At 68.5% G+C, this 25,556-nt stretch carries 24 protein-coding genes; 14 read left to right on the forward strand and 10 right to left on the reverse strand.

What is annotated here, in order from left to right:
* The first annotated feature begins 102 nt into the window (after positions 1-102).
* Genes ACFXC1_RS41660 through ACFXC1_RS41670 form a run of 3 tightly spaced genes read left to right on the forward strand, consistent with a single transcriptional unit; the run spans position 103 to position 3,511 of the window.
* The gene (locus ACFXC1_RS41660; protein ID WP_381253025.1) at positions 103-1,071 is read left to right on the forward strand and encodes an enoyl-CoA hydratase/isomerase family protein; all 969 of its coding nucleotides are present in this window, start codon (positions 103-105) and stop codon (positions 1,069-1,071) included.
* Positions 1,072-1,076: 5 nt separating this feature from the next.
* Positions 1,077-2,000 carry an alpha/beta hydrolase gene (locus ACFXC1_RS41665; protein ID WP_381253027.1) on the forward strand — a complete coding sequence of 308 codons (924 nt, stop codon included), beginning with the start codon at positions 1,077-1,079 and terminating at the stop codon, positions 1,998-2,000.
* A gap of 35 nt (positions 2,001-2,035) precedes the next feature.
* Complete coding sequence (locus ACFXC1_RS41670; RefSeq protein ID WP_381253030.1) at positions 2,036-3,511, forward strand: class I adenylate-forming enzyme family protein; 1,476 nt, start codon at positions 2,036-2,038, stop codon at positions 3,509-3,511.
* Between the two features lie 398 nt (positions 3,512-3,909).
* Here the strand turns inward: ACFXC1_RS41670 and ACFXC1_RS41675 are convergent, their stop codons facing one another.
* Complete coding sequence (locus ACFXC1_RS41675; RefSeq protein WP_381253033.1) at positions 3,910-4,782, reverse strand: alpha/beta fold hydrolase; 873 nt, start codon at positions 4,780-4,782, stop codon at positions 3,910-3,912.
* Positions 4,783-4,845: 63 nt separating this feature from the next.
* Here ACFXC1_RS41675 and ACFXC1_RS41680 point away from each other — a divergent pair, with 63 nt between their 5' ends.
* Entirely contained in the window at positions 4,846-5,451 is a 606-nt protein-coding gene (locus ACFXC1_RS41680; RefSeq protein WP_381253036.1) for a CGNR zinc finger domain-containing protein, read from the forward strand.
* Between the two features lie 71 nt (positions 5,452-5,522).
* On the opposite strand, the gene ACFXC1_RS41685 is transcribed toward ACFXC1_RS41680, so the two are convergent.
* Entirely contained in the window at positions 5,523-6,032 is a 510-nt protein-coding gene (locus tag ACFXC1_RS41685; protein ID WP_381253038.1) for a winged helix-turn-helix transcriptional regulator, read from the reverse strand.
* Between the two features lie 115 nt (positions 6,033-6,147).
* Here ACFXC1_RS41685 and ACFXC1_RS41690 point away from each other — a divergent pair, with 115 nt between their 5' ends.
* On the forward strand, positions 6,148-7,161 hold the full coding sequence (locus tag ACFXC1_RS41690) for an NADP-dependent oxidoreductase (protein WP_381253041.1): 1,014 nt from the start codon (positions 6,148-6,150) through the stop codon (positions 7,159-7,161).
* 261 nt (positions 7,162-7,422) lie between these two features.
* Here the strand turns inward: ACFXC1_RS41690 and ACFXC1_RS41695 are convergent, their stop codons facing one another.
* Positions 7,423-8,433, reverse strand: coding sequence for an enoyl-CoA hydratase/isomerase family protein (locus tag ACFXC1_RS41695; RefSeq protein WP_381253044.1), 1,011 nt, complete (start codon positions 8,431-8,433; stop codon positions 7,423-7,425).
* A 68-nt stretch (positions 8,434-8,501) separates the two neighbouring features.
* On the reverse strand, positions 8,502-9,662 hold the full coding sequence (locus ACFXC1_RS41700; protein WP_381253047.1) for an iron-containing alcohol dehydrogenase: 1,161 nt from the start codon (positions 9,660-9,662) through the stop codon (positions 8,502-8,504).
* Between the two features lie 128 nt (positions 9,663-9,790).
* Between ACFXC1_RS41700 and ACFXC1_RS41705 the strand changes: the two genes are divergently transcribed.
* Positions 9,791-10,753 carry a LysR family transcriptional regulator gene (locus tag ACFXC1_RS41705; protein WP_381253050.1) on the forward strand — a complete coding sequence of 321 codons (963 nt, stop codon included), beginning with the start codon at positions 9,791-9,793 and terminating at the stop codon, positions 10,751-10,753.
* Between the two features lie 135 nt (positions 10,754-10,888).
* On the opposite strand, the gene ACFXC1_RS41710 is transcribed toward ACFXC1_RS41705, so the two are convergent.
* Positions 10,889-11,473, reverse strand: a complete 585-nt coding sequence (locus tag ACFXC1_RS41710) for a TetR/AcrR family transcriptional regulator (RefSeq protein ID WP_381253053.1) — start codon at positions 11,471-11,473, stop codon at positions 10,889-10,891.
* A 167-nt stretch (positions 11,474-11,640) separates the two neighbouring features.
* On the opposite strand from ACFXC1_RS41710, the gene ACFXC1_RS41715 reads away from it, so the two are divergent.
* The gene (locus tag ACFXC1_RS41715; RefSeq protein ID WP_381253056.1) at positions 11,641-12,354 is read left to right on the forward strand and encodes an SDR family oxidoreductase; all 714 of its coding nucleotides are present in this window, start codon (positions 11,641-11,643) and stop codon (positions 12,352-12,354) included.
* Positions 12,355-12,912: 558 nt separating this feature from the next.
* Here ACFXC1_RS41715 and ACFXC1_RS41720 read toward each other — a convergent pair.
* The 4 genes from ACFXC1_RS41720 to ACFXC1_RS41735 form a co-directional block, all read right to left on the reverse strand.
* On the reverse strand, positions 12,913-13,743 hold the full coding sequence (locus ACFXC1_RS41720) for an enoyl-CoA hydratase/isomerase family protein (RefSeq protein WP_381253059.1): 831 nt from the start codon (positions 13,741-13,743) through the stop codon (positions 12,913-12,915).
* Positions 13,744-13,863: 120 nt separating this feature from the next.
* Positions 13,864-14,670 carry a strictosidine synthase gene (locus tag ACFXC1_RS41725; protein ID WP_381253061.1) on the reverse strand — a complete coding sequence of 269 codons (807 nt, stop codon included), beginning with the start codon at positions 14,668-14,670 and terminating at the stop codon, positions 13,864-13,866.
* A gap of 34 nt (positions 14,671-14,704) precedes the next feature.
* Positions 14,705-15,571: an alpha/beta fold hydrolase gene (locus tag ACFXC1_RS41730; protein WP_381253064.1), complete on the reverse strand. Its 867-nt coding sequence runs from the start codon at positions 15,569-15,571 to the stop codon at positions 14,705-14,707.
* A gap of 76 nt (positions 15,572-15,647) precedes the next feature.
* Positions 15,648-16,643: an NADP-dependent oxidoreductase gene (locus ACFXC1_RS41735; RefSeq protein ID WP_381253066.1), complete on the reverse strand. Its 996-nt coding sequence runs from the start codon at positions 16,641-16,643 to the stop codon at positions 15,648-15,650.
* Between the two features lie 147 nt (positions 16,644-16,790).
* Here ACFXC1_RS41735 and ACFXC1_RS41740 point away from each other — a divergent pair, with 147 nt between their 5' ends.
* Entirely contained in the window at positions 16,791-17,414 is a 624-nt protein-coding gene (locus ACFXC1_RS41740) for a TetR/AcrR family transcriptional regulator (RefSeq protein ID WP_381253068.1), read from the forward strand.
* Positions 17,415-17,562: 148 nt separating this feature from the next.
* Here the strand turns inward: ACFXC1_RS41740 and ACFXC1_RS41745 are convergent, their stop codons facing one another.
* A complete protein-coding gene (locus tag ACFXC1_RS41745; protein ID WP_381253071.1) occupies positions 17,563-18,234 on the reverse strand; it encodes a TetR/AcrR family transcriptional regulator in 672 nt (223 codons plus the stop codon).
* Between the two features lie 68 nt (positions 18,235-18,302).
* Here ACFXC1_RS41745 and ACFXC1_RS41750 point away from each other — a divergent pair, with 68 nt between their 5' ends.
* The 6 genes from ACFXC1_RS41750 to ACFXC1_RS41775 all read left to right on the forward strand — a co-directional run bounded on the left by ACFXC1_RS41750 (position 18,303) and on the right by ACFXC1_RS41775 (position 25,397).
* A complete protein-coding gene (locus ACFXC1_RS41750; protein WP_381253074.1) occupies positions 18,303-19,142 on the forward strand; it encodes an alpha/beta fold hydrolase in 840 nt (279 codons plus the stop codon).
* 754 nt (positions 19,143-19,896) lie between these two features.
* Positions 19,897-20,808 carry an alpha/beta hydrolase gene (locus ACFXC1_RS41755; protein ID WP_381253076.1) on the forward strand — a complete coding sequence of 304 codons (912 nt, stop codon included), beginning with the start codon at positions 19,897-19,899 and terminating at the stop codon, positions 20,806-20,808.
* 184 nt (positions 20,809-20,992) lie between these two features.
* The gene (locus tag ACFXC1_RS41760; RefSeq protein ID WP_381253079.1) at positions 20,993-22,882 is read left to right on the forward strand and encodes a propionyl-CoA synthetase; all 1,890 of its coding nucleotides are present in this window, start codon (positions 20,993-20,995) and stop codon (positions 22,880-22,882) included.
* Positions 22,883-23,175: 293 nt separating this feature from the next.
* Positions 23,176-24,243: an alkene reductase gene (locus ACFXC1_RS41765; protein WP_381253081.1), complete on the forward strand. Its 1,068-nt coding sequence runs from the start codon at positions 23,176-23,178 to the stop codon at positions 24,241-24,243.
* Positions 24,244-24,399: 156 nt separating this feature from the next.
* Positions 24,400-24,621 carry a hypothetical protein gene (locus ACFXC1_RS41770; RefSeq protein WP_381253084.1) on the forward strand — a complete coding sequence of 74 codons (222 nt, stop codon included), beginning with the start codon at positions 24,400-24,402 and terminating at the stop codon, positions 24,619-24,621.
* A 203-nt stretch (positions 24,622-24,824) separates the two neighbouring features.
* On the forward strand, positions 24,825-25,397 hold the full coding sequence (locus ACFXC1_RS41775; protein WP_381253086.1) for a TetR/AcrR family transcriptional regulator: 573 nt from the start codon (positions 24,825-24,827) through the stop codon (positions 25,395-25,397).
* Positions 25,398-25,556: the final 159 nt, after the last annotated feature.

Consider the following 25,556-nt stretch of genomic DNA (forward strand, 5'->3'; position numbering starts at 1 on the left):
AACCCCCGGGGCGATCCCGACCTCATCACTGCCACACCGCGGCCGCAACTGTCCCCACGCACTTTCCCACCCCTCCATGAACTCAGCACGGGAGCAGACTTCATGCCGTACAAAGACAAGGGCCATCTCGAGATCGAGGTCCGGGGAGCCGTCCTGATCGTCCGGGTCGACGGCGGCCCACACCAGGAGTTCGGCCTCGACATCTCCACCCAGCTGGACAAACTGGTGGACCGGGCCGACCGCGATCCGAACATTCGTGCCGTCGTGTTCACTGGGGCGCATCCCGAACGGTTCGTCAGCCATGCCGCGGTCCGATGGCTTCAAGAAGAGGGCGCAGCCAGCCCTACGGTCGGCCGCCGTGGGGCCGCCGCCGTCGTGCGCATGGCAAAGCACGTGGACCGATCTCGTCTCCTGGGCACCTTGATGCGCAAGACTCCGATGCGAGGTGCCCTCCAACTGGAGCGCCTGCACACGACGTTCCTCCGGATGAACCGCAGCGGTGTCCTCTTCGTCGCCGCCCTCAACGGTTCGGCTCTCGGCCTCGGCGCGGAGTTCGCCTGGGCATGCGATCTGCGGGTCATGGCCGACGGGGACTTCTTCATCGGCCAGCCGGAAATCCTCCTCGGCATCATCCCGGGCGGAGGCGGCACCCAACGGCTGACCCGCCTGATCGGCACCCACCGTTCCTTGGCCGCGATCCTCGAAGGCAAGCCCTTCACGCCTGCGGAGGCTCTCGCCAACGGGGCGGTCGACCAGGTCGTTCCGCAGGACAAGGTGGTCGCACAGGCCATCGAACTCGCAGAACGCTTCGGCAAGCGGCCGAAGGGGTCGGTCGAGGCCGCCAAGCGGTCGGTGTACTTCGGCGGCTCGATGTCGCTGGAGGACGGTCTGCACGTCGAACGCGCCGAGTTCTTCACCAGAGTCATGTCCAAGGAGGGGCAGGAACTGATGCTCGACTACCAGGACACGACAGAGGCCACCGGCGAGCTCCCGCTCTACAGCCCGGACACGTACGCGCAGGCGCTCGCCTCGGGCAGCGTGCCCGGACGCCGCCCGGCGAATGGACGGTGACCGACATGACCGCTCCGCAGCCCTTCATCCGGCACAACGTCACCTTCCCCTCCGGCGACAGCACCTGCGCCGGCTGGCTCTACCTGCCCACAGGTGTCGTCTCCCCGCCCGTCGTCGTTCTCGGACACGGCCTGGGTGCGACCCGCGAGATGCGTCTTGACGCCTTCGCCGAGCGTTTCGCGCAGGCCGGCATCGCCTCCCTGGCCTTCACGTACCGACACTTCGGGGACAGCGGCGGCCACCCTCGCCAGCTCCTGTCGATCAGGCGTCAGCTGGCCGACTGGGACTCCGCCCTCGCCTACGTCAGGACACGCCATGATGTCGACCGCGCACGCGTCGCGGTGTGGGGCAGTTCCTTCGGAGGCGGCCACGCCATCACCGTCGCCTCCCGGCATCCCGAACTGCGCGCGGCCGTGGCCCAGTGCCCGTTCACCGACGGCCTCGCCTCCGCGCTCGCGCTCGGCCCGGTCGCCTCGCTCAGAATGACTCCGGTGCTCGCCCGGGATCTGACGGCCAGAGTGCGCGGCAAGGCGCCCGCGATGGTGCCGATCGCCGCCGCCCCCGGTTCGCCGGCCCTCATGAACGCTCCGGACGCCCTCCCCGGATACCAGGCGCTGCAGCCACCCGGGAAGACGTTCCGCAACGAGGTCGCGGCACGCGTGATCCCGACCATCGCCGGCTACCGGCCCGGTCGGGCCGCGAAGAAGGTCGCCATGCCGATCCTCTTCTGCGTCAGCAACACCGACTCGGTCACACCTCCCGCCCAGACCCTGCGGTACGCGCGCACCGCGCCCCAGGGAGAGATCAAGCGGTACGACGCCGGTCACTTCGACTTCTACACAGGCGAGACGTTCGAGGAACTGGTCCGCGACCAGATCGAGTTCCTCGCCCGCCAGCTGCACCCGGCACCCGCCGCATCGACGACTTGACCGGATCGCATCACACCGAGACAGGTATGCACGCCATGAATTTCGCTTCTCTGCCCGATCGCCGAGCCGAGGTCGACCCCCAGGGGGCCGCAGTCTCAGACGGGCGGCAGTCCTTCACCAACGCCCAACTGCTGAGCGGCGTCCTCCGGACGGCGCGCCAGCTCCACGATCTCGGAATCGGTCCCGGTGACGTCGTCGCCCTCAAGCTGACGAACCGCGTCGAGTTCGTCCTTCTGCTGTTCGCCGCCTGGCGGCTCGGCGCCACCATCACGCCGGTCAACCCGAGCATGACCGATGTCGAAGTGGTCCGGCAGCTCAAGGACTCCGGTGCGCGCCTGCTCGTGGTCGAGGACGGTTCGGAAACCACGGCGGGCCTGGCCACACTCGCCGTCGGTGAACTGAGCGAACATCAGGCGCCGGAGTGGGATCGGGCACCGCGTCCGGACTCGTCCGCGCTGGCTCTCCTCATCTACACCAGCGGCACGACCGGGGTGCCCAAGGGCGTGATGCTCGACCACGCCAACATCGACGCCATGGTGGAGATGGGACGCCAGGCTCTTGAGCTGGGGCCGAGCGACCGCTGCCTGCTGATCCTGCCGCTCTTCCACGTGAACGGCATTGTGGTAAGCATCCTGACGCCGCTTCTTGCCGGCGCCAGTGTCGTCATCGCGGGCCGCCGGTTCGACCCCCACCGCTTCTTCGACCTCGTCGAACAGGAGCGCCCCACCTTCTTCAGCGCCGTCCCGACGATCTACAGCATGCTCGCGGCACTCCCCGACGACGTTCGGCCCGACACATCGTCGGTGAGGTTCGCGGTCTGCGGCGCCGCACCTGCCTCCGCCGAGTTGCTGGCCCGGTTCGAGGCCCGGTACGGGTTTCCCCTCGTCGAGGGGTACGGGCTCTCCGAAGGAACCTGCGGCTCCACCATCAACCCCGTCGCGGGACCCCGTCGCGCGGGAACCGTGGGGCTTCCCTTCCCCGGCCAGGAGATCCGGATCCTCGACGCCGACGGTACCGAGGCGGCGCCGGGCACGGACGGGGAGGTCGTCCTGAGGGGCCCCAACATCATGCGCGGCTATCTCGGCCGTCCGGACGACACGGCCCGGGTCGTCGTCGACGGCTGGCTGCACACGGGCGACGTGGGCCACCTCGACGCCGAGGGCTATCTGACCCTGGTCGGACGCTCGAAAGACATGATCATCCGTGGTGGGGAGAACATCTACCCCAAGGAAATCGAGGACGTGCTCGCCAGCGACCCGTCGGTCCTCGAGGCCGCAGTGATCGGCGTACCCGACGAGAAGTGGGGCGAGGTGGTGGCCGCCTACGTTCAGCCCCGGCCTGGTTCGACCATCGACCCCGCGGCGCTCGAAGCGCTTTGCGCGCGCAGCCTGACCGGCTTCAAGCGCCCGGCCTCATACGTCGTGGTGGAAGCCATCCCGAAGAACGCGGTCGGCAAGATCGACAAAGGCTCCTTGCGGGCAGGCCACACCGCCGTCCCTGCAGGGTCCTGATCAGCACAGTCGAGGTTATGGGCCGCACCTGTCCGACCGCATCGGCCTCACTGTTCGTGAACGGGCTGGTGCCGGCGCTCTGGATCGGTGCCTGTGCGGTCGGCCTGGCGGCGGCCTTGGCTCTCCTGATGCCCCGGCGGCACGGGGCTGACGGCCCAGCTGCCTGCCTTGCCACGGAAGACGCACCGGCCGGCGCATCGGTCGCAATCTGAGCTCCACTCCGGGGGTGGCCCAGCCTGTTGCAGCCGGGCCACCCCCCGGCGCTCCCGTCCTTCACGCTTCAAGCTCATTCGCCGCACGCGGGGGCATCGCACGGTGGCCGAAGCCCCTCCGACGACTTGCCCATGCGGCCGGTGCGCACCCTCCGGAGGGACGCAATGTCCGTCACCGCGACGGCGTCAGCGGTTCGTCTCTCCGGCCAGGAACGGGCGCAAGTGCGCCAACAGCGCCTCCGGCTGTTCTTCCGGGATGAAGTGACCGCATTCCGGGATCTCGGCACCCGTGACGTCATCCGCGTAGTCGCGCCAGATCTCCAGCGTCGGCAAACGGGCCGGCAGCCCTGCGGCACCCCACAACGCCAGCACCGGCATGGCGAGGCGGCGACCCGCGGAGGCGTCGATGTCGTCCAGCGCAATGTCCTGCTCCATGGCCCGGTAATCGTCGAAACTCGCGCGCATGGCACCCGGACGGGAGAAGGCGCGTACGTACCCGTCGACTGCATCGGGTGTCAGTCCGTGGCGGTTGTAGGTCCACCGCTCGAAGAAGTACTCGAGATACCCCCGCATGTCATGCCCCACCAGCCGCTCGGGCAGATCGGGCTGCATCTGAAACAGCCAGTGCCAATACCCGGAGGCAAGCGAGGCGTCCAGGCGGCGGAACATCTCCCGGGTGGGCACGATGTCGAGCACGGCCAGCCGTTCCACCTGCTCCGGGCGGTCCAGCGCCCAGCGATGCCCCACCCGCGCACCGCGGTCGTGCCCCACGACCGCGGCCTTCTCGAAGCCGAGCACTTCGACGAGGCCGGCAATGTCGGCGGCCATCCGTCGCTTGTCGTAGCCGGTCGCGGGCTTGTCGCTCAGGCCGTAACCGCGCAGGTCAGGTGCTACGACGGTGTGGTCGGCGGCGAGATCCGTCAACACCGGCCGCCAGCAGTCGGAGGTCTGCGGCCAGCCGTGGAGCAGGACGAGCAGAGGGCCGGATCCCGCGCGGAGGTAGTGCAGACGGACCCCGTCCACCTGACTCACTCCGGTCGCCACTGTCGGCTGTCCCATGGATCCGCCTCCTAGCACGTACTAACCCTCTTAGAGGGTTACGCTAACGTGCAGAATAGGGACGTGGCAACGGACGGCATATGGATCTGGGACGGCGGGCGGGTCTGCCTGGACCTCCTCAACACCCTGCGCAACCGTTGGCGGACACCGCCGACGGAGACACTGCAGAGTTCGGGCGACCTGGTCCTCTGGCTTCAAGAAGCCGGGCTGCTCGCACCGGACCCTCCACGCTCCGCCGCTGCCGCCGTCCTGGCGTCGGGCCGCCGACTGCGCGAGACGGTCGACCGGGCCGTACTGGCGGTCGCAGACGGTCGGCTGCCCGCAACCGACGACATCATGGCGCTCAACCGATCAGCAGCGCAGGCCCCGCGCCCCGCCCTGCAGATCGCCATCACGGACGGACGCCTGGAGCCTGCCGGCACCACGAACCTGGCCACCGACCCCGCGGTCGCCTTGGCGCTCGTCGCCCAGGATGCCGTCGATCTACTTCTGTCCGCCGAGATCCGGCGCGTACGCGTCTGCGGCGCGGAGACCTGCGCCCTGCGCTTCTTGGACCGCTCCCCTGCCCACAACCGCCGCTGGTGCTCCATGGCGCGCTGCGGCAACCGCACCAAGGCCCGCCTCCACCAGGCCCGGGCCAGACGGAGCGAGCACACCCCGAGAGGCTGAGGCCCTCCACCCGGCACCCTCGTCTACAGCCAGCGATGTCGCGCCGGTCGCCCGACGCAACCGCGTTCAGCTCACTCGGCGGCCTTCATGCGAAAAGCGGGCCCAGGAACGCTCTCGATGTCTTCCTCCCGCACAGAGTGGCCTTGTTCGCAGCGAACGTGGACGTTGACGTGCGCGCCGCACCCACGGTGCCGCGTCAGCACGGCCGGCCCCTCCGGATCGGCGCGATACCGGTCGCCCCACTGCAGGAGCCCCATCACGGCCGGCACGAGATCCATGCCCTTCGGGGTGATCACGTACTTCGGCCGGCTCCGCGCACCCGGCTCCTTGTAGGTCTCGGTGGCCAGGATCCCTTCCTCCACCAGCATCCGGAGTCGCGCCGCGAGCAGGTTGCGAGGACAGCCCAGGACGCGTTCGAAGTCGCCGAAGCGGGACGAGCCGTACCAGACCTCGCGGAGGATCAGGATCGTCCACTTCTCCCCCACGACCTCGAGGGTCCGCGCGATCGAGCAGTTCGACATGTCCCGGTCGAGACGGAGGTCCATGCCGGAGTCCTGAAGAGCTTCGGTCCATACATCCATAGGGTGATACTAACCTCATCTAAGTTTACTTTCCTATACTCAGCCAGTAGCGTCACAACTGGCACATCAATCCGGCCGCGCACGCGAAGCGGGGCCTCCCAGAAAGGCGGCCGACATGAAGGCATTCGTTGTCGCGAAGTACGGCAAGGACGGCGCCCGCGCCGCACAGGTACCCGAGCCCACCGTCGGGGACCGCGACGTCCTGGTCAGAGTGAGCGCTGCCAGCATCAACCCGCTGGACAAGATGGTCCGCAACGGAGAGTTCAAGCAACTCCTGAAGTACAAGCCCCCGTTCGTGCTCGGCCACGACGTGGCCGGCGTCGTGACCCGGGTCGGTTCCGCCGTGCGCGGCTTCAAGGTCGGCGACGAGGTCTACGCCCGTCCGCGCGACCTGCGGATCGGCGGCTTCGCGGAGTTCATCGCGATCGACCAGGACGACGTCTCGCCCAAGCCGGCCTCACTCACCTTCGAAGAGGCGGCCGCGGTGCCGCTGGTGGCCCTGGCCGCCTGGCAGATCCTCGTCGACCGGGCCCACGTGAAGCCGGGGCAGAAGGTGCTCATCCACGCCGGTGCCGGTGGCCTCGGCTCCACGGCCATCCAGCTCGCCAAGCACCTCGGTGCCACCGTCGCCACGACCGCGAGTACCGACACGGAGAAGCTGGTCAGGAGCCTCGGCGCCGACATCGTCGTCGACTACACCAAGGAGGACTTCTCGAAGGTGCTGTCCGGCTACGACCTGGTGCTGGACTCCCTGGGTGGGGCGAACCTCGAGAAGTCCCTGACGGTGCTGAAGCCAGGCGGTCTGGCCATCGGTGTCGTCGGCCCGCCGGACGCCGGGTTCGCCAAGCAGCTCGGCGCCCCCTCGTTCATGGGCCTGGTGATGAACACGCTCAGCCGCAAGGTCCGCAAGCAGGCCAAGGCGCTGGGCGTGCACTACCAGTTCTTCTTCATGCAGGCCGACGGCTCCCAGCTGCGCAAGCTCAGCGCCCTCTACGACAGTGGGAAGCTCCGCCCGGTCGTCGACAGGACCTTCCCGTTCAACCAGTCGCTCGAGGCGATGGCGTACGTCGAGCAGGGCCGCACCAAGGCCGGCAAGGTCGTGGTCTCGATGGTGCCCGACGGCGACTGAGATCAGGCCGGGCCGCTACGCCGCCCCAAGCCATGGTCGATACCTCGCACCCGTTGCGCGTCAGGCTGGGTCACGACTCCGAACCACCGCGCCTGTGCGAGCCCGCCGAGGCGGAGAGACCGAGATTTCACCGCGCCAGGCGAAACCCTCTTACGGCTCGCGGTAATCGCCGCTCATGACGGACAGGGCCTGACAGGCTTGCACCGACCACGCACCGGCGCCATGGACGGCTCCGCGTCCCTCCCGACCCCTCGGAATTACTCAGGACTGCAGCGTCCCTCCGCCGTGCGACGCACGTTGCCAGTGGGGACTGCGGTCCTTGTCGACCAGAGCCGCACGGACGCCCTCCAGGAAGTCCGGCGTGCGGATGGTCGTGCGGGCGAGAGCGAGTTCGATGGCGAGGCATTCGCGCAACGTGGACTGCCTGCCCCGCCCGAGCAAGGCGTGAGTGATCTCCAGGCTCTGCGGCGAGGCCGCCTCCAGGGCAGCCAGCGCTGCTGCGGCCCAGGGGGTGTCGAGGTCGTGCAGGCGCTTCTCGATCTCACCGAGGGTCGGCGCACCGAACGCCCAGTCCACGTCACCGCGTACGTCCGCCAGCCTGCTCTCCGCCACCGGGGAAGGGCAGGCAAGACGGTTCAGGACGACGTCCACCGGGTCACCAGGGCTGTCGGCCAATGCGTCCGCGACCGCGGCGAGCCGATCGCTGGGGACGAAGTGTGTGGCCAGCCCCGTGTACAGGGCATCAGCCGCGTCGAGGCGGTGCCCGGTCAGTCCCAGGTACATGCCGATGGCGCCGGGCAGCCTCGGCAGGAAGTAGCTGGCTCCGACGTCCGGGAAGAATCCGATCCCGGTCTCGGGCATCGCCAGTACCGCGCGCTCGGTGACGACGCGGAAGCCGCCGTGGACGGACAGACCGAGGCCGCCGCCCATGCACAGCCCGTCGATGAGCGACACCACCGGCACGGGGTACTCGGCGATTCGGGCGTTGAGCCGGTACTCGGAGGCGAAGAACCCTTCACTGGCCGCGGCATCCCCGGCGACACTGTGCTCTCGGATCGTGCGGATGTCTCCGCCGGCGCAGAACGCCTTCGTGCTGGTGCTGGCGAGCACCACGGCGGACAGGCGGGTGTGCTCCCATGCGGCGAGTGCGCCGTCGATGGCGCCGACCATGCTCGTCGTCAGGGCGTTGAGCGCCTTGGGCCGGTTCAGCAGGATCCGGCCCACGCCTCGGTGTACATCGATGAGAACCTCGACCTCAGCGGTATCAGTCATGGCTCGTCATCTCGCACTCCGCGTGGACCTGGCTGTCGTGGCCATCACGGTTCCTCACTCGCCGGATGTCAGGCGTAGATCTGCGCGTAGAGATCCTGGATCTCGTCCACGGTGGGTACGACGGGGTTGTTGGCTGGGGATCCGGACTCGAGCGCCTGCTCTGCCATGAGGGGCGACAGTCGGAACCACTCGTCCTTGTCGATGCCGTGGGCTTGAGGGGTGGGCACCTCAAGATCCTGGCACAGGGCTCGGAGCGCCTCCACGAGCTTGTCGGCGGCCAGGGTGTCGCTGTCGCCGTCGTTGGCGGCTCCGAGTGCGCGGGCGCAGTCGGCGTATCGGCTCTCGGCGGCGGGCACGGAGAACGCGGTCACGGCGGGGAAGAGCATCGCGTTCGACAGACCGTGGGCGACGTGGAAGTGAGCGCCGATCGGACGGCTCATACCGTGCACGAGCGCCACGCTGGAGTTGGAGAACGCGATGCCGGCCTGGGTCGCGGCGAGCATCATCGCCTCGCGCGCCTCGGTGTCCGACCCGTCGGTGTAGACGCGGCGGAGGTGGCGGCCGATGGTGCGGATCGCGTTCAGGGCCAGGCCGTTGGAGAAGGGGTTGGCCTTGCGGCTCACGTATGCCTCGACGGCATGGGTGAGCGCGTCGACTCCGGTGTCGGCGGTCAGCCGGGGCGGCATCGACAGGGTCAGTTCGAAGTCGACGACGGCGGCGACCGGCAGGAACGCCGGCCCCGGGCAGAGCATCTTCTCGTCCGTCGCGCTGTCGGTGATGATGGTGAACTGGGTGGCCTCCGAGCCGCTGCCCGCGGTGGTCGGGACCGCGATCACCGGAAGCGCCGGGCCGAGGCTGGTGTGCGGGGCCTTGTAGTCCCGCATCCGGCCGCCCTGGACGCCCAGCAGACCGAGGGCCTTGGCGGTGTCCATCGGGCTGCCACCGCCGAACCCGATCACCGAGTCCGCCCCGTGTTCCCGCAGCACGGCCAGGCCCGCCTCGAGCGAGTCGGTCGTCGGATCCGGGACGGTACCGGCGAACAGGCACGGCTGTAGCCCGGCACCCCTCAGCGTCGACATCAAGCGTTCCGCCACACCCGTCCCGGCAAGGAACGCGTCCGTCACCAGCAAGGGGCGGCGCAGGCCCAACCCTGCGACGACGTCACCCAGCTCGCCGACGGCACCGCCGCCGACGCGCAGGATCCGCGGGAGGGAAAGGCTGGCAACCATGGCGGCCCTTTCGGCAAGAACAGCGGAGCGTGTCGCGCCCGCTGCCCCGACTGTGCGGCCGCGCACCGTGTGCAAACAACCACCAATGGCGCACACCCACTGTGCAGAAACGCAGATACGGTGGGACTGTGCATCCCCACTCCCCGGACGAGAGCCCCGCTCCACGGCCGGCCGGCTCGCCTCGCTCCATCGATCCGCGCCGCCTCCGCGCGGACGACCTGCGCTACCTGCTCGCGGTCTCCCGTACCGGACGCCTGGTGACAGCCGCCGACGCGCTCGGGGTGGACCACACCACCGTGTCACGCCGTGTCGCCGCACTGGAGAAGAGCATCGGCCTGCGCCTCATCGAGCGCGGCCCGGACGGATGGACGCTGACGGAGATCGGAAGAGCCATCTCGGACAGCGCGCGCGTGATCGAGGAGGCCATCGACCGCGTCGTCGACACCGTGGAGGGCCAGGACTCGCTGTCCCTGCACGGCACGGTGCGCGTCAGCGCGCCCGACGGCTTCGGCACCGCCTTCGCCACACCCGCCCTCGTACGAGTGCGCCGCCACCATCCCCAGCTCCAGGTCGAACTCATCACCGCGACACGGCAGCTCGCCCTGCGCCCGTCCGGTTTCGATCTCGCCGTAGTCATCGGCGTTCCCGCCGGCAGCCGCCTGGTGACCGAGCACCTCACCGACTACACGCTGGGTCTCTACGCCTGCGACGACTACCTGGCCAAGTACGGCCGGCCAAAGTCGCTGGCCGAGTTGCGCGAGCACCCGCTCATCTTCTACATCGAGTCGATGCTGCAGGTCGGCGACCTCGACATCGAACGCCACCTTCCCGGCATGACCCCGGCGTTCTCCTCGACGAACGTCTTCGCCCAGCTCGAAGCCACCCAGCAGGGAGCCGGCATCGGCGTCCTGCCTGCCTTCCTGACTCAGCGGACGCAACTGCGCCGACTGCTCCCCGACGAGATCGACATCCGGCTCCCCATCACCCTGGCCGTCCGCCGGGAAGCGGTGACACACGCCGCCGTGCGCGCCCTGTGGGCCGCGCTACGGCAAGAGGTCGCCGAACGGGCCGATGAACTGCTTCTGGAGTAAACACCGGCGAGATGCAGGTGCGGAGGAATCCCGCCGATCGAACCACAGCCGCCGCCTGGTCGCGGTGGTCAGGATCAGAGCCATGGCGTAGCCGAAAACGATCCTGATGATCGCCTGGAACGAGGCGGCCGTGCTTCAAGGCAGCAGGACGTCGACCTGCCTGCGGATGTCCTGCAGGATCTCCTCGATGCTCAAGCCGATGTTCACGCTCACCGCCATGCTGAGGAACATCACGGCCGACACGATGTGCGCCAGCGCCGCGGCGTCGCCCTCCGTGACCCGCTCGTCCCGGCGCAGCACGGCGGCGATGGCCTCCTCGGTCTGCGCGACGATGGCGAGTGCCGCGCCGTGCCGGGGCTCCTCGGGGTCGCCGAAGACCATCTCTCGCAGGTAGGTACGTCCGTTGTCGATCTGGATGCGGTTGCACTCCACGATCGGCCGGACGATCGCCATCACCGCGTCCAGCACGCCCGGGACGCCCTCGGCGCCCGCCCGGCCCCGCTCAAGCGCTTCGGCGTACTTGGCGTTCTGCACCAGCAGGAGGAGTTCGCCCTTGGTCTTGGCATAAAGGAACAGGGTTCCGGTGCCGATGTCGGCCTTGTCGGCGATCTGCTGGGTCGTGACCTCATCGACGCCGTGCTCGGCGAACAACTCAGTCGCGGCAGCGACGATGCGGTCGAACTTCTCCTGCTTGTTCCGCTCGCGCCGTCCGACAGGCATGGCCGCGTCCTCCAGGAATAGATTCTGACTGAAATCAGTTATGATTGTACTCAATGCCATGTGGGCTCGAATGTGGCTCCGTTCATTCTCCCATCGCGGGGCGACGTGCCGTTGCTCCATCCGTGCGCAGCCACGTACTTCACATCCCCCTCGGAAAGCAGGAACCCATGCCCTCCCTCGATGGAGCAGTCGTCCTCGTCACCGGCGCCAATGGCGGTATCGGCACCCACTTCGTCCACGAGGCCCTGGCCCGCGGCGCCGCCAAGGTCTACGCCACCGCCCGTACCCCCCGCGCCTGGAGCGACGAACGCATCGTCCCCCTGACCCTTGACGTGACCGACCGCGCGTCGATCGACGCGGCCGTCGCCGCCGCGGCGGATGTCACCGTGCTCATCAACAACGCGGGCGCCACCCCGCCGAGCGCAAGCCTGCTGGACGTCACCGAGGTGGACATCCGGGCGAACATGGAGACGAACTTCTTCGGACCGGTCCTCCTCGCCCGCGCCTTCGCACCGATCCTCGCCGCCAAGCAGGGGTCAGTCCTCGTCGACGTGCACTCCGTTGCCAGCTGGTACGCCTTCGGCGGCGCCTACAGCGCGTCCAAGGCCGCACTGTGGTCGGCCACCAACTCGCTGCGCCTCGAGCTCGCACCCCTGGGCGTCCACGTGACGGGTGTGCACATGGGCTACGTCGACACCGACATGGCCGCGCACGCCGACGGACCCAAGATGCTGCCCGCGCAGCTGGTGACGACGGTCTACGACGCGGTCGAGGCCGGCGAGTACGAGGTCCTGGCCGACGAGTTGACCCAGGGGGTCAAGGCAGCCCTGAGCGGCCCGGTCGAGGCGCTCTACCCGGACCTGCGCGGCACGAGCGCCTGAGCCTGTCCTTCGGTCCCGATGTGATCTCCTGACGTCGGAACCGCGTGATCCATGGCGTTCTTGGCTGGCCGGTGTCGAGAAGAGGTGCACCGTCGCGGCCGTCGAGCGGTGGATGACATCGGCGCTCGATCCGGCAGCAGCCCGGTCAGCAGCGGGGCGCCACCGTGGTGACAGACCATCGCGGCTGTCGGGCCACGGGCTCAGGCGGTGCCAGGCACCCCGCGAGTTCGGCCCGGTCGGTGTCGGTGAAGCCTTGGTCAGGCCATGCTCGGCACGCACTCGTCCGCGCATCATCCGGTGTAGTTCCTCCAGCGACCGCCGGGGCACTTCCCCCGCCACCACTCGCAGCAGTGTCGGCGGGTACAGGCTGCGCCACTGGGTCGTGAGTCCTGGCCAATCGGTCCGTGGCCAGAGAGGGCGCCGTCGCGTTCGAATTCACCCGCGATGCTGATGCGCCGGTCTACCACAGTGCCGAAGACATCGGAAATCAGGTGGGCCCCGCGGCAAACGAGGACGGACGCGGCATCGGCCACGTCCGTCCTCGCTTCCTGCCGGGTGTCAGCGTTGCTGGTTGGCGATGCCGATGTAGTGCCCGAGACGGTACTCGAAGTCGATGCCGGCCTGTTCGACGACGGCCTGCGTGCCGGCGGCGCGGGTGAGGAAACCGGGGAGGGTGAGGGAGTGGCTGAACTCGCCGTACGCGGCGACCAGGTCCGCGTCCGGGGGCAGGGATGCCCGGTTGATCTGGGCTTTGGCCGAGGCGAGTGAGGTGCGGTCGAAGGAGGCGAGCCGGGCGGCGACGGTGGTGACGAAGGCGTCGAGTTCGCTGTCGGGGAGGGCGCGGGTGACCCAGCCCCAGCGCTCGGCGGTGTCGGCGTCGTAGTCGTCGCTGGTGAGGATGGCTTCCAGGGCGCGGTCGCGTCCGATGGCCCGGGGCAGGCGTTCGCTGCCGCCGCCGCCGGGCAGCAGTCCGCTGCCGACCTCGGGCTGTCCGAAGATCGCCTTCTCACGACTGGCGTAGCGCAGATCGAGGGCGAGGGCGAGCTCGTTGCCGCCGCCGCGGGTGCGTCCCCGGATGACCGCGATGGTGATGTAGGGCGCTTTGGAGAGTTCCAGGACCAGATTCGTCCAGGCCGGCACCGCGTCCGGGTCCTCGGAGGCGGGGAAGTCGGCGGCGGCGGCCAGGTCGAAGTGGTTGTAGAAGAAGTCGGGGGTGGCGCTGTCGAACACCACGACCTGGATGTCCGGGTCGGTGGCCAGTTCGGTGACGATCTCGATAAGGCGCAGGACGGTCTCGCCGACGATGAGGTTGACGGGCGGGTTGGCGAAGGTGATCTTCGCGATCTGCGGTGAGGTGCGCTCGTACTGGATGGTGCTGGGCTCGCTCATAGCTGGCTCCAGATGGGTGGTGGATAACAGATGGCGACGGGTGCGTGAGGAGGGCCGGGAAGCCGGGGCGGTGGATCTGCCGAGCAGATCCGGCGGTCCCGCTTCCCGTCGGCGCGCCGCTCACTCCTCGTAGTGCGGGAGGATCTCGCCGTTCTTGACGTAGGTGAGGGCGGCGGTCACGTCGTAGGCATGGATCGCGGAGACCTGCGATGCCAGCCGGTCGGACAGGTCCTCGATCGCGTGGCCGGTGAAGAAGGCGTCCCGTGCCGCGGTGTCGGCGAACCCGAGGCTGACCGAGGCGTGGAAGCGCTGGTCGTGGGGGTTGTCGTGGGCGACGTGCGGGGTGTCCCAGAGCTTTTCGCTCCAGGGCAGGAACGTCTGGGTGCGCAGTTCCCTCAGCACTCCGGTGGCGGCGAGCGCGGGGGTGAGCTGCTCGTTGACGAACTTCCGGAAGGCGCCGGCGCCGACCCCGTCCCTGCGGCGCAGGTAGATGAGAGTGCGGGCACCGACCGGCTGTCCGGGTCCTGCTACGTCGTACCAGCGGGAGGAGTTCGGCGGGCCGGTGTAGAGCAGGGTGCGGCGGAACACGTTGATCTCGTCGGCGTAGGCCAGCTTCGTCTGCTTGCGCCCTTTCAGGGGTGCGAGCGCCGACTGGAAGGTGACTTCCGCGACGCCGTCGATCTTCCGTTCCGCGGGGATCGTGGTCTGGACCCCGTCGGTGGCCGGCCACCGGCCGGGGTTGTGCTCGGCGAGGTGGATCTGTCGGTACTCCTCCAGGCCCGGGGTGGCGGAGATGATCCCTGAGTGCGGGCCCTTCCAGTGGTCCATGCCGGCCTGGCGGGGCTGGTCGGTCCGCACCCACAGCAGGATCGAGGAGGTGAGAGGCTTCTTCACTGCCAGGGGCGCGACAGCCGGTGACGTGCTCATGATGGTGCCCTTCCCTTCCTGGCCCGACGCGTTGTCACGGGGCGAGGAACTTGACCGCCACGGGGGCGAACCGGTCGTGGTACTGGAAGATGCCGCCGTGTCCGGAGTCGGGGTAGATGATCAGCTCACTGCCCTTGATGCGCTGGTGCAGGTCCTCCGACAGGACCGACGGCACCATGCGGTCGTTGTCGCCGTTGGCGATCAGGGTGGGCTGCGTGATCGACGACAGGTCGTCGGGGGCGGAGCGCCCCCACTTCTTGATCGCCTTCAGCTGTGTCTGGAACGCCTTGGTCTTGATGTCCGCGTCGCGGTCGACGGTGCGCTCCTTGAGCCGGTTGACGAACGCGCGTGCGGCGGGCTTGCCGGTGGCGTTGCGGTTGAAGAACAGGAACTCCTTGGGGTCCGAGCGGGTCAACGTGGCGCGCAGGATGTCGTAGTAGGTGACTCTGGCGACCTTGTCCATGTCCTTGCCGCCCTTGGGGCCGGTGCCGGTGAGGACGAGCTTGCGGACGAGCTCGGGGTGCTTGACCACCAGGGCCTGGGCGACCATGCCGCCGAGGGAGAAGGAGAAGACGTCGATCTTGTCGTACCCGAGCGCCGTGATGAAGGTGTAGGCGTCGTCGGCCATCGCCTCGACACTGTCCGGCACCTGGCCGGTGGATGCCCCGACACCGCGGTTGTCGAAGGCGATGACGTGACGGCCCTTCGCGATGGGATCGATGATGCGGGGGTCCCAGTTGTCCAGGGTCGCGGCGAGGTGGACGAAGAAGACGACGGGGATGCCGCCCTTCGGTCCCAGCTCCCGGTAGGCGTAGCTGACGCCGCCGGCGCTGACGGTTCGGGCCGGGGCCTTCGCGTAGGAGGTGATGACGGCTTCGTTCGGGGTGTCGGTGCTGCTCATGACGGATTCTCCTGATCTGTTCTGTGTCGCTGTGTGTTTTGTGTCGCCCGTCGCGGTTGCGGCGGGGTGAGCTGGGTCAGCTGTTGGCGATGACGGCCTTGCCGCGGATGCCGCCCTGGGACAGGGACTGCAGCGCCTGCGGGGTCTGGTCGAAGCGGACCACCTTGCCCACGACCGGGCGCACCACGCCTTCGTCGATGAGGGTGGTGATCTGGCGGAGCTGGTCGCCGTTGGCGCGCATGAGCAGGAACTCGTACGTCACGCCGAGCTTCTTCGCCTGCCTGCGGATCTTGCGGCTCAGGACGGCGACCGCCAGGCGCAGCAGCGGGTTCAGGCCGGCCTCGCGGGCGAACGCGGGCTCCGGCGGGCCGGCGATCCCGATGGCTTTGCCGCCGGGCTTGAGCACGCGCAGGGACTTCTCGAGAGTCTCCCCACCGAGGCTGTCCAGCACGAGGTCGTAGCCGGTCAGGAGCTGCTCGAAGTCCTGGGTGCGGTAATCGATCACCGTGTCCGCGCCGAGCGCGCGCACGAAGTCCGCGTTGGAAGCGCTGGCGGTCGTGGCGACGTGCGCCCCGAGGTGCGCGGCGAGCTGGATCGCGATCGAACCGACCCCGCCGGCGCCGGCGTGGATGAGAACCTTCTGCCCGGGCCGCACCCTCCCGCGCTCCACCAGCGCCTGCCACGCCGTGAGCGCCACCAGCGGCAGCGAGCCGGCCTCATTCATGCTGATCGAGGCGGGCTTGAGCGCCAGGTCGCCTTCCGCGACGGCGATGCGCTCGGCGAACGTGCCGATGCGGTCCTGGTCGGGCCGGGCGTAGACCTCGTCTCCGGGCTGGAAGCCGCGAACCGCCGTCCCGACGCGGATGACGGTGCCCGCGACATCGTTGCCCAGGATCAGCGGCAGCTTGTAGGGCAGGATCTGCTTGAACTCACCGGCGCGGATCTTCTCGTCCAGCGGGTTCAGCCCGGCGGCCTCCACCCGCACCAGCACGTCGTGCTCCCCCACGGTGGGTTCGGGGACGTCCGCCTCCTGCAGCGGCTCCTTGTACTTGGTGACGACGAACGCTCTCATGGGGCGCCACTCCTAGAATTTGTCTCATTTATCCATGTTTGCGATTAGATCAGCCAACCCGGTGCGGCATCCGGGTCTCGCCCCGCCCGATCGACCCGAGTACACTCAACTATGAATGTACTCAGAATTATTGTCAAGGGAGGTCCCATGGGAAGCGGCCACATGCCGATCGGGCGCCGCGAGCTGGCCAAACAGGCCAAGCGCGAGCGCATCATGACCGCAGCCCGCGAGCTGTTCGCCGAACACGGCGTCAACGGGGTCACGACGCAGCAGATCGCCCGCCGGGCCGATGTCGCGATCGGGACGCTCTATCTGTACGCGTCCACGAAGGCCGAGTTGCTGATCATGGTGCAGAACGAGAAGTTCGCCGCCGCCCTCGATTCCGGCCTCGCCGCCGCGAACGCCGCCGTCGGACAGGGCGCGCTGGAGCGAGTCGCGGCTCTCATCCGTCCCGTGGTGGAGTGCGTGAGGGAGCAGCTCGAGAACGGCCGCACATACCTGCACGAACTCGTCTTCGGCGACCCGGCCGAGCCCTACCGGCAAGCGGGTCTGGCCCTTGCCGGCCGCCTTGAGGACGGCGTCACCGGCCTGCTCACCCGCGACGAGCACATCGGCGCCGCCGACGCGGCAACACTGGCGCGGGTGATCACCGCGATCATCCACATCAGCACCACCGCCACCATGTACGTGCACCGCAGCGCCGAAGCCGTGCTCGCCGACATCCGCGACCAGATCCACGCCACCCTGGCGTCGCACCACCGCGCCGCATGACCACTCGCCCCACGAGCCAACCATCGAGCACCCAGGAAAGGGTGCACGTCATGAGCACGCACTACGACGTCATCATCCTCAGCGCCGGAACAGCGAGTACGTCACCGTGATCCGCGCCGCGCAACTCGGCAGGACCACTCGGCTGCGGTCAGGCTTCCGGGCCCCCCGCCTCCGACCCGTCGACGTTGCCGAGTGTCAGTGACGCGAGAATCTCCTCGCGGCAGACATCGAGGATTTCGTCTGCCAGCGGAGAACCTTCCGGGCATGCGCGCGACAGCATGACCGCGCCGACCGAGTGGGCGAGCATGTCGATCACCATGGTGCGGGTCGCGCGCGGGTCCGCATCCCCCGGCGTATCACTCTGAGCCTGGAGGGCCGTCAGCAGTTTCTCGATCCCGGCTGCGAACTCTGTTTTGATGTCCGCCGGCTGGCGTGCGGCGTCGCCGCTGAGGGCCGCGATGGTGCAGCCGTCACCGCGCCCGTCGCGATGCTCCCGGGAGACGTAGAGCTCGACAAACTCGGCGGGGTCCCGGCCTTCCGCCCGCGCCGCGGTCTGTGAGAGCCCGCTCGCGGACGCCTCGGCCATCAGGTCGGCCTTGGAGCGGAAGTGCTTGTAGAACCCGCCATGGGTGAACCCGGCGGCTGCCATCAGTTCTGCTACGCCGACACCGTCATAGCCGCGCTCCCGGAACAGCCTGGAGGCTGTCGCGACGATGTGGGCACGGTTCTGCTCTGCCTGTGCCTTGGTGACCCGCATGTCCAGCCATCCCTTCCTCGGTCGACGCTCGACGGTCCAGCGTACATAGATGTCGATCGACATCAAAGAGCTTGACTTTTTAGATTACGATCGTCATCGTATTACTCACCCCCTCCAGAAAGGCTCAGACCATGAGTGACACGCATGTGACCGCACCGACTCAGTACATCGAGGTCGACGGCGACCGGTTCGCCTACCGGCGCTGGGGCAAGCCCTCGGGCGTCCCGATCTTCCTGGTCCAGCACTTCCGCGGAGGGATGGACAACTGGGACCCGCTGCTCACCGACGGCCTGGCCGAAGGCCGGGAGGTCATCCTGTTCAACGGCCGCGGCGTCGCCTCGTCATCGGGCACGCCTCGTAACCGGATCGAGGACATGGCCGACGACATCGCCGCGGTCATCCGTGCGCTGGGGCTGGAGCAGGTCGACCTGCTCGGCTTCTCGCTCGGCGGTTTCCAGGCGCAGGAGGTCACGCTGCGCCACCCCCAGCTGGTACGCAAGCTCCTCCTGCTCGGCACCGGCCTCCGAGGCGGGGACCCGACAAGTGACCCCCAGGTGCCTCAGTACGCCCTGAACCCAGTCCCCACCCTGGAGGACTTCCTCTTCCTGTTCTTCGGCCGCTCGGAAGCCGCGAAGCAAGCGGGCAAGGCCTTCTGGGAGCGCCGCCACCAGCGGGCCGACCAGGACCCGCCGAGCTCGCCCGCAGTCGCGCAGGCGCAGTTCGAAGCGACCATGGCCTACGCGGAACCGCTGCCGGGCGAGAACCCCTACGCCCACCTGAACGCGATCACCCAGCCGACGCTGGTCCTCAACGGCGAGAACGACGTGATGATCGCCTCGATCAACTCCTGGCACCTCGCCCAGAACATCCCCAACGCGCAACTGCTGATCTATCCCGATGCCGGGCATGGAGCACAGTTCCAGAACCCCGAGCGCTTCCTGAAGCACGCCATTCAGTTCCTCGAGGAGTAGCACTCGTGCAGTCGCTGATGCCTGGTGTGCAATGACGGCCCAGCCCAACGGGTCCCAGGACTGCGACAAGCGCGCCTTCTCATCCATGAAGTCATTTGCGCCTCCACGGTCGCAGACACAGGACAGTCCGGGGGTCGGATCGCCGCTAATCCCGTCGGCCTGACCAGTTGCCCGGCAAGCCGAAGGCCTACCGGTACGGCCGGCCGAGGCGGGCAAGCCCGCGTGACGCAGGCCGGGCGCAGTGGCGCCCGGCTGTCGCGCCCGCACCCACCGCCACACGACTGCCCCGAAGCCAAGCCTGGACGCGGCGGCAGAATCCCCGGATCGCCGGCGCGGACGCAGCCCACAGGCGCGTCGCACGCACTCGCCCCACCGGCCCCGGGCGGTCCGCCCACAGGTCGCGACCCGCCCGGCAGGCGCCCTGAAGGATCCATGCCCGATGCCCCGTCATGGGCTCCGCGCATCCATCAGGTGACTCCGATCTACTGAGTTTACTTTCTTATACTCAGCAACTAGCGTCATGACCAGTACCTCGACCCGCCCGCCGCGGGGGAACGCGGCACGGCACCCGCCCGACAAGGAGCGATCGAGTCGCATCTCCCAATTGGCGGTCGAGTCGTCGCGGGGCTCCGGGTGGCCAAGCTCCTTGAGCCATCAAGCGGTCTCACCACCATCTGCCATGCCCAGAGCCCCTGGGTCCCGCTGATCTTACGAATGACCAGTCCGAACCACGACAAGAAAGTAGGGCAGCACCATGGGAGTAAGCCAAGAGGCACACGAGTTCGCGGAGTTCCTCGCGAGCGTGAGCGCGAAGTCGTCGACACCCGGCCTCGACCTGGCCGTCATCCGCGACATCGTCGACTCGAACCACAAGGCGTCGACCGAGCCGGAAGGCGTCACGTACGCCGAGGTGGACGCGGGCGGCGTCCCCGCCCTGTGGGCCATCCCCGAGGGCGCCGACCCCGACAAGGCGCTGCTCCACTTCCACTTCGGCGGATCCGTCACCGCCTCCATGCACTCGGACCGCAAGGCCGCCGGCCACATCGCCAAGGCCGCCGGAGCCCGCTCCCTCGTCGTGGACTTCCGCCTGGCACCCGAACACCCCTACCCCGCGCAGCTCGACGACGCCGAGACCGCCTACCGCTGGCTGCTCTCACAGGGCTACGAGCCGCGGAACATCGGCAGCACGGGCCACTCGATCGGCGGCACTCTCGCGGTGATGCTCCCGCTGCGCCTGCTCGCGAAGGGGGAGGCAACCCCGGGCGCGATCGTCAGCGTCTCACCGTGGACCGACCTCACCATCCAGAACGCGTCGGTGGACGAGAACGAAGACAACGACAAGATGCTCAGCAGGAACACTCTTGAGCTCTTCCGTGGAGCCTGGCTCCAGGAGCCCGGAGTGGACTTCGCCGATCCGAGGATCAGCCTCGTGAACGCCGATCTGACCGGCCTGCCGCCCACGACCGTCCACTACGGCGAGTACGAGACCCTCGCCGACGACGGCGCCCAACTGGGCCGTCGACTCAAGGACTTCAAGGTCACCTCCGAGGTCCACCCGCTGCCCGAGGGACAGCACTCGTTCGTCCTGGGCGCGGGGCGCGTACCCGAGGTGGACGAGGCGATCCAGCAGATGGGTCAGTGGCTCCGCAAGCACCTCGGCGCGTGAGCTGAAGCCACACCGGGCGGAGCGGCCTTTCGGCCGGACCGCCGCACCACCGCGATGCCGGTGACCGGTCCGCCGGTCGTCGGCATCCTGCTCGACCATGCCGGCTGGCATGCGGTACTTGTGTCCGACACCCTTCCGCAAGCAGCCCCCACCACCGTCCCTCGATGCCACAAAGGAGTGCGCGATGGGAACGTACGAGGACGTCTTCCGCGCCAGCACCGAAGACCCGGAGAACTTCTGGTTGAAGGCGGCGGAGGGCATCGACTGGGATGTCGCCCCACGACGCGCCCTGGACTCCTCGGGTGCCCCCTTCTACCGCTGGTTTCCCGACGGTCGGCTCAACGTCTGTTTCAACGCGGTCGACCGGCACGTCGAAGCCGGCCGCGGCGAACAGGCTGCACTCATCTACGACTCACCCGTGACCGACACCCGGCGCACCTACACCTACACGCAGTTGAGGGACGAGGTGGCGGCCTTCGCCGGAGCACTCGTGCAACTCGGGGTGGGGCACGGCGATCGCGTGGTCGTCTACATGCCGATGGTCCCCGAGGCCGTTGTCGCGATGCTGGCCTGCGCACGTATCGGCGCGGTCCACTCGGTCGTCTTCGGCGGGTTCGCCCCGCGCGAACTCGCCCTCCGCATCGACGACGCGGCCCCCAAGGTGGTCGTCTCCGCCTCCTGCGGCATCGAGGGCAAGCGCGTCATCGCGTACAAGCCCCTGCTCGACCAGGCGACCGAACTCGCGGTCCACAAGCCGGAGAAGAACGTGATCCTGCAACGCCCGCAGGAGACAGCAGAGTTGGGGCCTCACGATCTCGACTGGGCCGACCTGGTGGCTGCCGCGCCGCCGGCCGACTGTGTTCCCGTCCCCGCAACCGACCCCCTCTACATCCTCTACACCTCCGGAACCACCGGAAAGCCCAAGGGAGTCGTGCGTGACTGCGGCGGCTACGCGGTCGCCCTGCACTGGTCGATGAGTGCCGTGTACGACGTGGGCCCGGGCGAGACGATGTTCACCGGCTCCGATGTCGGCTGGGTCGTCGGGCACTCGTACATCGTCTACGCGCCATTGCTGGTCGGTGCCACGACGGTGCTGTACGAGGGCAAGCCGGTGGGTACCCCGGACGCGGGCCAGTTCTGGCGCGTTGCCGCCGAGTACGGGGTCAAGACCATGTTCACGGCACCCACCGCCTTCCGGGCGATCCGGAAGGAGGACCCGAAGGGCACGCTCACCGCTGGCTACGACCTCTCCCACCTGCGCTATCTCTTCCTGGCCGGTGAGCGCCTCGACCCCGAGACCTACCACTGGGCGAACGATCTGCTGGGCGTCCCGGTGATCGACCACTGGTGGCAGACCGAGACCGGCTGGCCCATCGTCGCCAACCCCGTGGGCATCGAAGCCGCCCCCCTCAAGCCCGGGTCCCCCACCCACCCGCTGCCGGGCTGGGACGTCCGGGTCCTCGACGCTTCGGGCGAGCTGGTGCCCGCGGGCGTCGACGGCGCGATCGTCGTGCGGCTCCCGCTGCCGCCCGGCGCGCTGCCCACGCTCTGGAAGGACGACGACCGGTACGTCGCCTCCTACCTCTCCGCCTACGACGGCTACTACCTCACCGGCGACAGCGGTCACATCGACGACGACGGCTACGTCTTCGTCATGGGCCGCACCGACGACGTCATCAACGTCGCCGGGCACAGGCTGTCCACCGGCAGCATGGAAGAGGCCCTGGCCGCCCACCCCGACGTCGCCGAATGCGCCGTCATCGGCGTCGCCGACGCCCTCAAGGGACAGGTACCGCGCGGCTTCGTCGTCCTGAAGGCCGGCGTAGACCGCGAACCGGGCGAGGTCGAGGCCGAACTCGTCCAGCTCGTACGCGAGCGCATCGGCGCCGTCGCCTCACTCAAGGACGTCACGGTCGTGGCCGCCCTGCCCAAGACCCGCTCGGGAAAGATCCTCCGCAAGACGATGCGCGGCATCGCCGACGGGCACGACGAACCCATCCCCTCCACAGTGGACGACCCCGGCGTCATCGAGGCCCTGCGCCCTGCTCTCCGACGCCCTGGCCAAACCGCGTGAACGGCTGACCCACAGCCCGGTCGACGACGGGCGAGCTTCCGGACCGTGCCGTGCGGCACACCAACTCGGAGGCCCCGCAGACTGCCGACTCCCGCTTGCAACCGCCCCCACACCCACATAGTATTACGATTATAATTCCATAGATCGCGCCGACACAGCTCGGCCGGCAGGGGTCATGACGGATCCCCCATCGGGCCCCAAGCAGGACGGCCCGGTCCTCCCGCTCGGCTGATCACGCCTACTGCCGGCCCCCGCTCTCAGCGATCGACCACTCACCATCTGAGGAATCACCCATGCTCAACGCCCTGTGGAACTCGACCGTCGCAGGAGAGATCTCCCTGCCGCACCGGCTCGCCATGGCCCCCCTGACCCGAAGCCGGGCCACCCCCGACGGCGTGCCGACCGAGCTCAACGCCGAGTACTACGCCCAGCGCGCCTCGCACGCGCTCATCATCACCGAGGGCACCCAGCCCTCCGCCGACGGCCAGGGCTACCCGGTGACCCCGGGCATCTACACCGAGGAACACATCGCAGGCTGGCGCAAGGTCACCGACGCCGTACACAAGGCCGACGGACGCATCGTCATCCAGCTCATGCACGTCGGGCGCATCTCCCACCCGGACAACACCCCCCACCACCGGCAGCCGGTGGCACCCTCCGCGATCAAGCCGGCCGGCCAGACGTTCACCGCCACCGGGCTCCAGGAAATGCCGGTGCCGCGCGAGCTGTCCACCGAGGAGGTCGCCGCGACGGTCGACGACTTCCGGCGCGCCGCCGCGGCTGCCATCGCGGCCGGCGCCGACGGCGTCGAAATCCACGGGGCCAACGGCTACCTGGTCAACCAGTTCCTCTTCCCCAGCACCAACCAGCGCACCGACCAGTACGGGGGCTCCCTCGACAACCGCATCCGTTTCGCGGTGGAGGTCGCCACGGCCGTGGCCGACGAGATCGGCGCCGGCCGCACCGGCATCCGGATCTCTCCCGGCAACCCCTTCCAGATCAACGACCTCGCGGAGAGCGACCCCCACAAGCTCTATCCGCATCTCCTGCGCGCCCTCGCCCCCCTCAACCTCGCCTACCTGCACATCGGCCACGGCGGCGACGAGGAACTCCTGCACACCCTCCGCAAGCTGTGGCCGACCACCCTCGTCCTCAACCGGGCCGGCACCGACATCGCCACCCGCGCCAAGGACATCGAAGACGGCCTGGCCGATGTGGTCACCGTCGGCACCATGGCACTCGCCAACCCCGACCTCGTCGAGCGCGTACGCTCCGGCGCCCCCCTGAACACCCCCGACCCCGCCACCTTCTACGGCGGCGGCGCGGCCGGCTACACCGACTACCCCACCCACGCCGCCTGACGAAGGACCGCGCGTCCGGGCGAAATCATCGCCCTCGCGTGCCTGGAACAGGCCTACGCCGAACGGTGGTGCCGACCCGAGGAGTAGCGGGCCGTCACCACCGCGCCCGTAGGCATTTCCCTCGGACCATCGAGAGAAAGACACACCGAAGAGAGCATGCGGTTGCTGAAAACCATGGGCAAGAAGGAGGTCCGCCCGGGCCGCCGACTGCGCCTGAGCCAGGGCGGTTTGACAGCCCTTGCCGACAACGGCGCCGATGGCCCGCACCGTGCCCGTGTCTGGAAATGGACGCTCCTGATCCCGCGTGACGCGACCAAGGAGTCCGACGCTACGACGACTTTCACCGCCACATTGGCCTGCCGGACGTGCCCCCAGTGACCGTTTTCGGAAGTTGATCTCGCCCGGCATCCTGAAGGCCGTCCCACTGAGCCAGTGGCGCGAAGCACACCAACTCGGCCCCAAGGGTCCCGTCCGGAGAACCGGCACCCACATTGCCTTCCGATCGTAATATTACGTACATCAGGTTATTGATTAGGCTTGACCGCGAGGCATCGGCCCTACGGAACGAACGGAGGATGCTCGTGGTGCGCTACGCCAAAGAGCACAAGCAGGCGACACGGCAACGGATCATCGAGACGGCCGGACACCGATTCAAGCAGGACGGCATCGACGGCTCGGGCGTCTCCACTCTGATGTCGGATGCCGGGCTCACCAACGGAGCCTTCTACGCGCACTTCGCATCCAAGGACGACCTCGTCGCCAACGTCGTGACCGACCAACTGCGCACACAGGTCGCGAAGTACGGCACTCTGCGGCCCGGCCGCCAGGGTCTCGAAGACCTGGTTCGCGACTACCTGTCGCCTGAGCACCGGGACCACCCCGGCGACGGATGCCCCTCCGCCGCGCTGCTCGACGAGATCAGCCGCTGCGGGGACGAGACGCAGCAGGCTTACACCGACGGCGCACGAGACATCGTGGAAGAGATCGCCGCCCGCCTGACGCCTGCGAATCCGCAGTCCGCCCGGGGCAAGGCCATCGGGCTCTTCACCATGATGGTGGGCACGTTGCAGCTCTCCCGAGCCCTCTCCGATCAGAAGTTCTCAGACGAGGTCCTGGCGCAGGGGATCGAGAACGCCCTCTCCTTCATGCGCTGAGGGGAACCGTTCACGGCCTCGCACAACGCCGCCGAGGGCAACGGCCGCGAGGCTGGAAGCCGCCCGATGCGACGGTCACAGCCAGTGGAATCACGATCATCGCGAACGGCGGCCATCCAAGGGAAACGCCATCGCCCGCGCCATAAGACTCGCCCCCGC

The organism is Streptomyces hokutonensis (genome assembly GCF_042751305.1).
GTDB classification, from domain to species: domain Bacteria; phylum Actinomycetota; class Actinomycetes; order Streptomycetales; family Streptomycetaceae; genus Streptomyces; species Streptomyces hokutonensis_A.